This window comes from Sphingobacterium spiritivorum (assembly GCF_016725325.1).
Classification (GTDB): Bacteria; Bacteroidota; Bacteroidia; order Sphingobacteriales; family Sphingobacteriaceae; genus Sphingobacterium.
Genome location: NZ_CP068083.1, coordinates 1538845 through 1551459, shown reverse-complemented (window position 1 = coordinate 1551459; position 12615 = coordinate 1538845). Strand labels below are relative to the sequence as shown.

Genomic DNA, 12615 nt, shown 5'->3' with positions numbered 1-12615 from the left:
GATTAAGGTATTATAAATATGATTGAATTAATTTGGTTGATCCCTCTATTACCGTTAATTGGTTTTTTAATCAATGGAATCGGTCAGCATATCCTTCCCAAGTCCCTTATCGGAGTTATTGGAAGCGGAGTGGTGCTGGCATCTTTCCTGATCAGTTGCGGAATATTCTCGACCGTATATGAGGCCAGAGTTGCCGGAGACGCAGCCGTATTTACACAAGAAATCTTCAATTGGATTAAAGTTGGCAACTTAAGTATTTCCCTTTCTTTTCTGGTGGATCCGCTGAGTTCTATTATGTTGTTGATCGTTACGGGAATAGGTTTTCTGATACATGTATATTCTATCGGATATATGCACAAGGATAAGGGCTTTGGTAAGTTTTTCGCTTATCTCAATCTGTTTATCTTCTTTATGTTGCTATTGGTTTTAGGCTCGAACTATTTGGTCATGTTTATTGGCTGGGAAGGTGTAGGTCTATGTTCCTATTTACTTATCGGATTCTGGTATACGAATGATTCCTATGCTTCAGCTGCAAAAAAGGCTTTCGTGATGAACCGGATAGGAGATCTTGGCTTTCTGTTAGCTGTTTTCTTTATCTTTTATGCCTTCGGATCATTAGAGTTCGCTTCAGTATTTCCAAAAGCAAAAGAACTGGCGATGGGTGATACTTCATTACTTGTCATCACGATCTTATTATTTATAGCTGCCACCGGTAAGTCTGCGCAAATCCCTTTGTTTACCTGGTTGCCGGATGCCATGGCAGGACCAACTCCTGTATCAGCGCTTATCCATGCCGCAACGATGGTTACTGCGGGTATTTATATGATAGCAAGGTCTAACATTATGTTTACACTTTCACCAGTGACAATGCAGATTATAGCTATCATTGGTGTGGCAACTGCTTTATTGGCCGCGTTTATTGCACTTACTCAGAATGATATCAAGAAAGTACTGGCTTATTCGACAGTTTCCCAGCTGGGTTATATGTTCTTAGGTCTGGGAGTAGGTGCTTTTACAGGTGCTTTCTTCCATGTTTTGACCCACGCATTTTTCAAAGCACTATTGTTTCTCGGAGCAGGATCTGTTATTCATGCTATGAGTGATGAGCAGGATATGCGCAAAATGGGAGGTCTTCGGAAGAAGTTACCTGTAACTTATTTTACTATGCTTATCGGTACGATTGCAATAGCAGGTATCCCTCCATTATCAGGATTTTTCTCGAAGGATGAGATATTAGCCTTTGCTTTTGCGGAGAATAAACTATTGTGGACAATAGGATTTATTGCAGCTCTATGTACGGCTTTTTATATGTTCAGACTGTTGTATCTTACCTTCTTTGGTACATTCAGAGGAACAGAAGAACAAAAGCATCACCTTCATGAGTCACCGATATCCATGACGCTACCTTTAATTGTATTGGCAATTCTGGCAGCAGTAGGCGGATTGATGAATATTCCTGAAGCCTTGGGCGGAGGGCATAAACTTGCTAATTTTCTGGCTCCGGTATTTGCGGACAGTCAATCTATCAAAGGAACTTTCCATATTGACCATCAGACCGAATATATTTTAATGGCTGTATCTGCTTTGGCAGCGATAATTATGGCGGTAGTGGCATACGGACGATATGTAAAACGAGGATATGTGCCAAAATCTGACGCTTTGGAAGATAGCGGCCTGCATAAACTATCTTATAATAAGCTGTATGTAGATGAACTTTACGATAGTGTTATTGTAAAGCCCCTTAATGCATTTTCAAGATTCTTATATAAAGTAATAGATCGTTCGGGTATAGATGGTATCGTCAATGGTATCGGTAACCTGTTTGTCTCCTCAGGAAAAGGAATCCGTCAACTGCAGAATGGCCACGTTGGATTCTATATCTTCATGATGGTTGTCGCTGTGGTTGTATTGTTTGTGTATGGAATTTTAAGCGTTTAATGAAAATAATTGTATAGATGACTAACCTTTTTATACTGCTTTTATTACCACTGATTAGTGCTGGTGTTCTGGCATTTGTGAAGAATTCGCAACCTGCTCAGATCATTGCATTGACTTTGTCTTTACTGCAATTAGCTTTCACAATTCCTTTTCTGTGTCAGTTTGTTCCTGATGCCAGTGTACAGTTTGAACAAAACTATAGCTGGATTGAGAGTTTAGGAATACATTTTCATATCGGATTGGATGGGATCAGTTTACCTCTGGTCTTACTGACAAATGCACTTATGCCTTTGATCGTATTATCAACGTTCTCTAAAACGTACAAAGGTAATCTGTATGCTTTGGTCGCTTTTATGCAGGCCGGTCTGGTATTGGTATTTACGGCTTTAGATGCTTTTACATTTTATGTAGGATGGGAGATTGCATTGATTCCGATTTACTTTATCTGTGCGCTTTGGGGCGAGGGTGACCGGATACGTGTGAATTTAAAGTTTTTCGTTTATACTTTCCTTGGAAGTATTTTTATGTTGGTTGCGATTATCTATTTGCAACAACAAACTGTGAATAAGGATTTTGAATGGAGTTCCTTTGCTGCACTTGATCTGACCGGATCTGTGCAACGTTGGATTTTCTGGGCATTTTTCCTTGCTTTTGCAATCAAGATTCCTTTGTTTCCATTTCATACATGGCAACCTAATACTTATACCAACGCACCAACTGTAGGTACGATGTTACTGGCTGGTATCATGTTAAAAATGGGTATCTATGGTCTGATCCGCTGGTTGATCCCAATTGCACCGGAAGGAGTGGCTGAATATGGCCATATTGCTATGATATTGGCGGTTATCGGAATTGTGTATGCTTCTATTATTGCTATCCAGCAAAAAGATATAAAACGCCTGATTGCCTATTCTTCTATTGCGCACGTGGGACTGATCAGTGCCGGAGTGTTTGCGTGGAACCTGCAGGGATTGCAGGGAGCGATGATACAGATGATCAATCACGGTATATCTGTTATCGGGTTATTCTATGTGTTGGATATTATAGCAAGTAAGACCGGAACGAGATCTTTGGCTGACCTTGGCGGATTAGCCAAGCGTATGCCTAACCTGGCCATATTCTTTCTGATTATTGTGATGGGGGCTGTAGGGTTGCCGTTGACAAATGGTTTTGTAGGAGAGTTTTTGTTGTTGATGGGCGTTTATCAATATGGCTTCTGGTATGCTGTCTTTGCCGGACTTACACTGATATTAGGAGCAGTATATATGCTGCGTCTTTACCAAAAATCTATGTTGGGACCATTAAAGGAACAAAATAGTCATGTTACGGATATCAGCGGACATGAAATAGTATTACTGAGTATCGTTGTGGTAGCCATTATCTATATCGGTGTTACTCCAAATGGTTTATTGGGCTTGTCAGAAGCTTCTGTACAACAATTGCTTCAGCAGGTGAAATTTTAGAATTATAGCGACAAAATATTAGAACGATTTATTTATGGGTGCGATTATTACGCTGTCTTTATTAGGAATATTAGTATTATACATGGGACTGTATAAGGCTAAAAATGCCTTATTGCCTGTTACACTGCTGGGATTGGCCGGTGCATTGGTTTTTCTAATATTGGATTGGAACAAAGTTGCTGAACCTCTTTATAGCGGGATGATTATATTTGATCACTTCGCAATAGGTTTCTCTGTGCTTTCTATTCTTATTACAGCATTGGTTCTGTTACTATCCAAAGAATATTTTTGGTCAATTAGTGAACATGTTGCAGAATATTATGCTTTAATTTTGTTTTCCCTGACTGGAGCTATATTAGTTAATTCCTATCATAACTTTGCGATGCTTTTTATAGGCATAGAAATTATGTCGGTAGCTTTATATATTCTTGTAGGTATCCGAAAGCAGGATTTTGCATCTAATGAAGCGTCCTTGAAATATTTCCTTATGGGTGCATTCTCCACCGGATTTCTGTTGTTTGGGATCGCCCTTATTTATGGCGCTTCAGGTTCTTTTGATCTGGAAGTAATTAAAGGCTATGTCATTGCTCATCCGCATGATATTTCTCCGTTATTCTATGCCGGAATTTTATTTCTGATTGTGGGATTATGTTTTAAAGTTGGGGCTGCTCCTTTTCATTTCTGGACGCCTGATGTCTATGACGGTGCTCCAATTCTGATTACCAGCTACATGAGTACGGTTGTCAAAGCCGCCTCTTTTGCCGGGATGCTGCGTCTTTTTAGTTCCGCTTTTGTACCACTAAATGAATACTGGACACCAATATTACTAACCATTGCTATTATAACATTGTTCATCGGTAATATTTCAGCATTAATGCAGCACTCGTTTAAGCGTATGCTTGCGTATTCCAGTATAGCGCATGCTGGTTATATGTTATTTGCTGTTATTTCGATTGGTAATCAATCGGCGAGTGCAATTCTGGCTTATGCGACAGCGTATTCCTTAGCTACAGTTATTGCTTTCGGCGCTTTGATCCTTGTAAAACGTGAGGTGGGTTCGGATAATTTTTCTGCCTTTAACGGACTTGCAAAACGTAATCCCTGGCTTGCACTTGTTGTGACAGTGGCAATGCTTTCTCTGGCAGGTATTCCTCTGACAGCAGGTTTTATAGGTAAATTTATGATGTTCACCATAGCGATGAACAATTACCATATTGTGCTGTTGATTCTGGCAGCGGTCAATGCTGTGATTGGCGTATTTTATTATCTGCGTGTGGTCGTAGCGATGTATTTCAGAGAAAGTGAGCCGGGAACTTCAAAGGTTAATATTCCTGTTAATTATTCTTTTGTTTTCCTTATTGCAGTCTTGTTAACAGTCTTGATAGGTATTTATCCGGATTGTTTGATAAAGCTTATTTGATTATAATAAATCGAAAAAATTGAAATGCATGGTACACTACCATGCATTTTTTTGTTATAAGTTTTATTCTCAGTTTACAAATTGTATATTTATACGGGTGCAGGATTTAAGAATGATATACAATAAGAAACTCGATTATATTTTACTTGTTGGATTCCTACTACTGATAACTTGTCCTGCTCTTGGTCAACTGACGATCAAAGGAAGGGTTGTGGACAAGAACACAGGACATGGAATTCCCCGTGCGACTATCGTATTAGCCCCTGGAAACCTGGGGACTTCTACTGATACATCGGGTAATTTTGCAATTCTTGCCAACCAAAATCAGACTTCTATCCAATTCAGGGCAATGGGTTATACCGCCGTTAATCTGCCTATCACTAAAGATTCCTTGCAACAACTTAATGTCGAATTGGATTATGCCGATAATATGTTGGAAATGGTCACTATTTCCAAAAGATCAAAATCAAAAAAGGACGATCCGGCTTTGGAGTTGATTGATCTTGTCATAAAACATAAAAAAGATAACCGGCTTCGTTCGTTAAATCAGGTGCAGTTTGAAGAGTATGAAAAAGTTCAGTTCGGGCTTGTTGATCCTCGAAAGGCAATGGAGAAACGGATGGGGAAATTGAAATTTATTTTTAAGAACCTTGATACTGCATCCATAAAGGGGAAGGCGCTTCTGCCGATGTATATGGAAGAAAATCTTTCGGATGTCTACTCACAGACAGATCCTTCAAAATATAAGAAGCTTATAAAGTCTCACAAGAAGACAGAATTTGATCCCCGGTATATCAATAATGCCAATATTCAACAATATCTCAATTATCAGTTCCGTCCGGTTGATATCTATGATCCCAGTATTTTTATTATCAATAAACTTTTTCTAAGTCCGATTGCAGACGAAGCGAAATTGTTTTACCGGTTTTATATTCAGGATACCATACAGACGGTCGACGGCACATTTGTAGAGCTGGCATTTGAGCCTAAGAATAAGCAGGATCTCCTGTTCAGTGGTACATTGCAGGTCACCACAGATGGCCGGTATGCCGTGCGGCAGGCTGAACTTGCTGTTGGTAAGGAAGCTAATTTAAACTGGATAAACGATATTTTGATCAGTCTGCACTACGATCCTAATGCCGACGGGTTTATGTTTCTTCGGAAGTCAGATCTGTTGATTCTTTTCGGAGGCAGGAAAGACGATGCTTTATTTGGTCGCAGGGTTGCCTTCAATTCGAAATGGGATTTTAAAAGCCAGATTCCGGCTAAGATATTTGAAGGAGCTCCTACTGAAATGCTAGCTTCAGCAAGTCAGGATACGGCTATTTTGGAGCGGCAGCGCCCCATTCCGCTGAATAAGATCGAGCAAACGGTCTACTCCAATACCGATTCGCTCAATAATATGAAAAGCTTCAAGCGTCTGATGGCTATAGGCTATTTACTGGCGCAGGGCTTTCATAATGCAGGGCCTGTAGAATTCGGACCGCTTGAGTATACCTATAGTTTTAATGAAGTCGAAGGAAATCGTATCCGGTTTGGCGGACGGACTACCGGACAGCTTTCTGAAAAAGTATACCTGGAGGGTTATCTGGCCTATGGAGTCAAAGACAGGAAAATGAAATATTATCTGAGATCCGCATTCTCACTTAATAATAAATCGGTGACGACCTTCCCTGCTCACTATATTGAGGGGACAGTACAACATGATGTCATGGAGCCGGGACGTGGTATTGGTTTTAAGAAAGGAGACAGTTTCTTTGCTTCCTTTAGTGGTACTAAGCCGGAGAAATTTTTATTCAATGATGCCTATAAATTAAATCATGTTTGGGAATTTGGAAACCATATCAGCGTAAGTACCGGATTTACTTATTTCAGAAGGGAAACTGCAGGTACACTTGTGTTTAACAAAACAGGGATTCATGCCGGTGAGACGCTGCCACGTATAGTGACGAACGATGTGGAAATGCAACTGAGGTGGGCACCAAATGAAAACTTTTATTATAGAAATCTTACACGAACTCCCATTATTGATAAATATCCTGTCTTTACCCTTCAGTATAATCAAGGGGTGAAAGGTTTTCTCGGAGGAGAGTACAACTACAGTGCATTGCGGTTTGCCGTATCCAAGCGCCTTTTTCTGAATCAGCTGGGGACTGCTGACCTTACAGCTGGCGTAGGTAAAATATGGGGAACATTGCCTTATCCGTTATTAGAAATACCGAATGTTCAGATTGAACAGGACCGACACACGGTGGACTATTTTATGATGAATAGCATGGAATTTGCGGCAGACAGGTATGTGAAGTTTGCTATAGATCATCGGCTGCAGGGATTTTTGCTGAATAAGATCCCACTGATCAAAAAATTAAAATGGAGGGAGTTGTGGCGTCTCCGGATGTTTTACGGGGACCTTTCTCCGCATAATAATCCCTATATCAGCAATGAAGTTGTTTATTTTGATAAAGATGACGATGGAAGAATCGTAACGCGTACGATTGATCAGACGCCCTATATGGAAGCAACAGTGGGAGTAGAAAATGTTTTTCGGTTTTTTACCGTTGAATATGTCAAAAGACTTTCTTACCGGGAATATGATAATGTCCGGAGAGAAAAAGTTCGTTTAACAGTACACTTTAATTTTTAATGAGATGAATGCACTTGAAAATCTTTTAGTAAAAAAACAAAACCATGTTTGTTATGTTACTTTCAATCGCGAGCAGCAGTTGAATGCACTTAATACAAAAACATTTGAGGAGTTGAGTACGGTATTGGATGACATTGCTCAAGATCAGGATATCTGGGGTGTGATTGTCACAGGAGCAGGATCAAAGGCATTTATTGCAGGCGCAGATATTAAAGAATTTCAGTCGTTAAATGAAGAAGAAGGCCGGCTACTAGCTGCTTCAGGGCACAAGGTGATGGATCGGATTTATAATTTTGACAAACCAGTCATAGCTGCCATTAACGGCTTTGCATTAGGTGGAGGTCTGGAACTGGCATTGGCCTGTCATATGCGTGTTGCAGCTGTATCAGCCAAATTGGGTCTCCCGGAAGCTTCCTTAGGATTAATACCCGGATATGGAGGGACACAGCGTTTGACAGATCTTGTAGGGCGAGGGAAAGCTATGGAAATGATACTGTCCGGCAATATGATTACTTCGGAAGAGGCTTTATCATGGGGTGTGGTCAATCACGTTACGGAGACAGAGAATCTTCTTTCTAAAGCAGAAGAGATATTGACAAATATTTTTTCAAGGTCCAAAACATCTGTTAAAGCTGCTATCAGAGCTATTAATGCCAGTATTTCAAAAGAGGAGAACGGTTATAAAATAGAAATATCTGAATTTGGAAAATGCTTTGGGCAGCCTGATTTTATTGAAGGGGTATCTGCTTTTGTAGAGAAACGCAAACCAAATTTTTAGTTTCGGGACTACTTTAACTTATTCAATAGCATATCCAAGCATATATTCGCCGAATTTTTCATAATACACGTTATATGTCGTGCGGATCTGGTTGATTTCTAGTTGAAGTTTAAGAATTCCCTGTGCCTGATATTCAAAAGGCAGTATGGTCATATTATTCAGGAAGGAGACCCCTTTATTGCCCTGTAATTTATATATGGCTTCCTTTGCGCACCAGCAGGCATAAAGCTGTTCTATACTTTGTTCGCCTTGTATAAAAGCAAGTTCTTCCGGTTTCAGAAACTTATGTTTGATTCTGATGACTTTATCTTTTACAATTTCCAGATCAATTCCTACTTCTCCTTTAGAACTTATCAACACAGCTGCGTAATCATAGGAATGTGTAAGCGATATTTTGTAGGGAAAATTTGTCAGATAAGGCTTACCGTTTTCATCTGAAGGACAATCAATATACTGATCAGTTTGCAGGAGATAACGTAATAGAACACGGGTTGTCATCCAGTGAAGGCTTCGTTTGCCTTTTCCAAAAGAATCCAGAAGCGCTTTCTCACGCGTATCCAGTTGAAGTTTTGCCAACAGTTCTTCAGCAGATTCTTCTATCTTCCAGATAGCAAGTTTAGTATGTTCATCTAATTCTCGGAGGTATGCTAAAGCCATCTCAGTACAGTATGATCGTTGATTATACTGCAAGTTACGCAGACCCGGACTAAAATCAAACAGATCTGTCACAATGTTTGTGGCAATCCACAAAGGAAAGTAAGTGGTTTAAATAAAATTCGGAATATATGGTCATAATTCTGAGGCAAAACTGTATTTTTGGAGGCTGACAATGTGGGGGTTATCCCGGTCAGTCTATTTTTACAAAACATGATTTTATCGGACAAAAGAATACTGGAAGAAATTGATGCCGGAACAATCGTCATCGAACCATTTGACCGCAGTTGCTTAGGAACTAATTCTTACGATGTGCATCTGGGCAAATATCTGGCAACATATAAGGATCGCGTGCTGGACGCAAAACAACATAACCAGATCACACACTTTGAGATCCCGGCTGAAGGGTATGTGTTAGAGCCTAATACATTGTATTTGGGTGTGACACTGGAATATACGGAAACACATAAGCATGTCCCTTTTTTAGAAGGAAAATCCAGTACAGGACGACTGGGAATTGATATCCATGCGACAGCAGGAAAGGGCGATGTAGGTTTTTGCAATACATGGACGCTTGAGATTTCTGTAGCACAGCCCGTTCGCGTGTATCCGGGTATGCCTATCGGACAGTTGATTTATTTTGCTGTTGAAGGGGACATCGAGACCTTGTATAATACGAAGGGAAATGCCAAATACAATAGTAAAACGGTGCGCCCTGTAGAGAGTATGATGTGGAAAAACTCTTTTTAGAGAGCAGACTATAGAAACAAAAGAACAGGGAATTTTCCCTGTTCTTTTGTTTTATACTTATCCGCCGAATTCCATCAGATAAGCTTTCAGGAACAGGTCAATATCTCCATCCAATACGGCTTGAGTGTTTGATGTTTCTACGCTTGTTCTGAGGTCTTTGACCAGTTTATAAGGATGCAGTACATAATTTCGGATCTGCGAACCCCATTCGATCTTTTTCTTGGAACCTTCGATAGCAGCAGTAGCTTCCTGACGCTTACGCATCTCTATCTCATATAGCTGTGATTTTAGAAGGCGTAGTGCATTCTCTTTATTTTGGAGCTGTGATCGGGTCTCCTGATTTTTGATAATAATACCCGTCGGTTTGTGGTGCAGACGTACTGCAGTTTCTACTTTATTGACGTTCTGTCCTCCTGCTCCACCTGACCGGAATGTATCCCATTCGATTTCAGAGTCCTTAACATCGATTTCGATATTATCATCGATCAGCGGATATACATACACGGATGCAAATGAGGTATGTCGTTTGGCATTAGAGTCAAACGGAGAGATCCGTACAAGACGATGTACTCCATTTTCACCTTTCAGATAACCATAGGAGAAGTTTCCTGAAAACTGTAGTGTAACAGTCTTAATCCCTGCAACATCTCCTTCCTGAGAGTCCTGTTCGGTGACTTTAAAACCATGCTTTTCTCCCCACATAATGTACATCCGCATAAGCATTGCAGCCCAGTCACAACTTTCTGTTCCACCGGCACCCGCGGTGATCTGTAAGATTGCATCGAGCTGATCCTCTTCAGCACTGAGCATGTTTTTAAATTCAAGCTCTTCGATGTCCTGTAAAGCGGTTTGATATTGACTTTCCAGTTCCTGTTCTGTCGCATCACCGCTTTGGAAAAATTCGTACATCACCACCGTGTCTTCTACCGCTGATGCGACCTGATCAAAATGTTCAGTCCATACTTTTTTTGTTTTGATAGCGTGAAGTACTTTTTCGGCAGCTTTGGAGTCGTCCCAAAAAGTGGGGGCAAGTGTTAGCTCCTGTTCCTGATTGATTTCTTCTTTCTTGACATCAATGTCAAAGATGCCTCCTCAGGGATGTTACGCGATCCCTCAAGTCTTGAATATGTTCTTTGGTCATGTATCAAAAGTAAAGATTTAAAAGTACTTTCTCATCTTTCAGGCCTTCTAACTTTTTAACTTCCCTAAACTTTAGCTCCTTCGGTTTTTCAGGAGTCTTCGAGGAGGGGAAATATGTTTGCAATTCACCCCATTGGGAGAGGGAATTTATTATCTTTGAATAAATACAAAAGATATGTTACCAAGAATAGATTTTACACAGACAAACGCATATAAATATCTGACAGATCATTATATCACGATTAACCAGGAGAGTCTTAAAGAGCTATTTCAGAAAGATTCTCAACGATTTGAGAAATTTTCTGTTCAGTTGGAAGATATTTTGGTGGATTATTCTAAGAACAGAATTAATGAAGAAACAATAGCTTTATTGATTCAACTGGCTAAAGAATGTCAATTGGATGTGGCTATCAAAGCTATGTTTTCCGGAGAAAAGATCAATGAAACGGAAGGACGTGAGGTGTTACATACAGCATTGCGAAATCAGAGCGGCAAGCCTGTACTGGTTGACGGTAAAGATGTAATGCCTCAGATAAATGCCGTATTGGATCATATGGAATCTTTTACGAATGAAATTCTTTCCGGATCCTGGAAAGGCTTTACGGGCAAAGTGATTACAGATGTCGTGAATATCGGTATTGGTGGATCAGATCTGGGGCCGGTCATGGTTACGGAGGCTCTGAAGGCGTATAAAACACACCTTAATGTACATTTTGTATCTAATGTTGACGGGACACATATTGTTGAAACACTTAAAGGACTTAACCCCGAGACGACCTTATTTCTGATTGCTTCCAAAACATTTACGACACAGGAGACGATGGCAAATGCCGGCTCTGCACGTGAATGGTTTCTCCATAGCGGTGCCAAAGAATCGGATATTGCCAAACACTTTGCCGCTTTGAGCACCAATGCGGAGGCTGTATCTGCGTTTGGAATTGATACACGAAATATGTTTGAATTCTGGGATTGGGTAGGTGGACGTTACTCTTTATGGTCCGCAATCGGACTTTCCATTTCTCTGGCTCTTGGTTTTAATAATTTTAAGGAATTACTGAAAGGTGCTTATATCGCCGATGAACATTTTCAAACAGCTCGTTTTGAAGAAAATATTCCGGTATTGCTGGCTGTGTTAGGCATCTGGTATAATAACTTTTTTGATGCTGAAAGTCATGCTATTCTTCCATATGATCAATATCTGCACCGCTTTGCTGCGTATTTCCAACAGGGAGATATGGAAAGTAACGGTAAATATGTAGATAGAAATGGCAATCGTATAGATTATCAGACCGGACCTATTATATGGGGTGAACCCGGAACAAATGGTCAACACGCGTTCTATCAGTTGATACATCAGGGGACCAAATTGATTCCTTGTGATTTTATTGCCCCTGCCGTTAGTCATAATAAGATCGGAAACCATCATCAACTGCTTTTATCCAATTTTTTCGCACAAACGGAAGCATTGATGAACGGCAAGTCTGAGGAAGTCGTCGTAGCAGAGTTTGAAAAGGCAGGAAGATCTCAGGAAGATATTCAGCGATTAAAGAATTTTAAAGTATTTGAAGGTAATCGTCCAAGCAATTCGATTCTGCTGAAAGAGATTACACCCCGTTCTTTGGGAACTCTTATTGCTCTTTATGAACACAAGATATTTGTACAGGGAATTATCTGGAATATCTTTTCATTCGATCAGTGGGGAGTAGAATTGGGTAAGCAATTAGCAAATCAGATCTTACCTGAACTGAAGGGTAATGAAGAAATCAGTTCTCACGATTCTTCTACAAACGGGTTGATCAATCAGTATAAAGCCTGGAGATAAATCTCA

General features: G+C 40.2%; 9 protein-coding genes. 7 read left to right on the top strand and 2 right to left on the bottom strand.

The features are described 5' to 3' along the window. Nucleotides 1-18 precede the first annotated feature (18 nt). The 5 genes from nuoL (at nt 19) to I6J02_RS06240 (ending at nt 8243) form a co-directional block, all read left to right on the top strand. Nucleotides 19-1938: an NADH-quinone oxidoreductase subunit L gene (gene nuoL / locus I6J02_RS06260; RefSeq protein ID WP_201680927.1), complete on the top strand. Its 1920-nt coding sequence runs from the start codon at nt 19-21 to the stop codon at nt 1936-1938. 17 nt (nt 1939-1955) lie between these two features. After that, nucleotides 1956-3401, top strand: a complete 1446-nt coding sequence (locus tag I6J02_RS06255; RefSeq protein WP_201680926.1) for a NuoM family protein — start codon at nt 1956-1958, stop codon at nt 3399-3401. A 34-nt stretch (nt 3402-3435) separates the two neighbouring features. Beyond that, on the top strand, nt 3436-4821 hold the full coding sequence (locus tag I6J02_RS06250; RefSeq protein ID WP_201680925.1) for an NADH-quinone oxidoreductase subunit N: 1386 nt from the start codon (nt 3436-3438) through the stop codon (nt 4819-4821). 112 nt (nt 4822-4933) lie between these two features. Further along, nucleotides 4934-7465 carry a DUF5686 and carboxypeptidase-like regulatory domain-containing protein gene (locus I6J02_RS06245; RefSeq protein ID WP_201680924.1) on the top strand — a complete coding sequence of 844 codons (2532 nt, stop codon included), beginning with the start codon at nt 4934-4936 and terminating at the stop codon, nt 7463-7465. Between the two features lie 4 nt (nt 7466-7469). After that, entirely contained in the window at nt 7470-8243 is a 774-nt protein-coding gene (locus I6J02_RS06240) for an enoyl-CoA hydratase/isomerase family protein (protein ID WP_201680923.1), read from the top strand. Between the two features lie 18 nt (nt 8244-8261). Here the strand turns inward: I6J02_RS06240 and I6J02_RS06235 are convergent, their stop codons facing one another. Next, the gene (locus I6J02_RS06235) at nt 8262-8900 is read right to left on the bottom strand and encodes a 4'-phosphopantetheinyl transferase family protein (protein ID WP_201681665.1); all 639 of its coding nucleotides are present in this window, start codon (nt 8898-8900) and stop codon (nt 8262-8264) included. A gap of 210 nt (nt 8901-9110) precedes the next feature. On the opposite strand from I6J02_RS06235, the gene dcd reads away from it, so the two are divergent. Continuing rightward, on the top strand, nt 9111-9647 hold the full coding sequence (gene dcd / locus I6J02_RS06230) for a dCTP deaminase (protein ID WP_201680922.1): 537 nt from the start codon (nt 9111-9113) through the stop codon (nt 9645-9647). Between the two features lie 57 nt (nt 9648-9704). On the opposite strand, the gene prfB is transcribed toward dcd, so the two are convergent. Beyond that, a protein-coding gene (gene prfB, locus I6J02_RS06225; RefSeq protein ID WP_201680921.1) for a peptide chain release factor 2 occupies nt 9705-10788 on the bottom strand; the annotation gives its coding sequence in 2 pieces (ribosomal slippage) (nt 9705-10727 and nt 10729-10788; 1083 coding nt in all). A 174-nt stretch (nt 10789-10962) separates the two neighbouring features. On the opposite strand from prfB, the gene pgi reads away from it, so the two are divergent. Continuing rightward, nucleotides 10963-12609 (top strand): glucose-6-phosphate isomerase, encoded by a 1647-nt coding sequence (gene pgi, locus I6J02_RS06220; RefSeq protein ID WP_201680920.1) that lies wholly within the window; start codon nt 10963-10965, stop codon nt 12607-12609. Nucleotides 12610-12615: the final 6 nt, after the last annotated feature.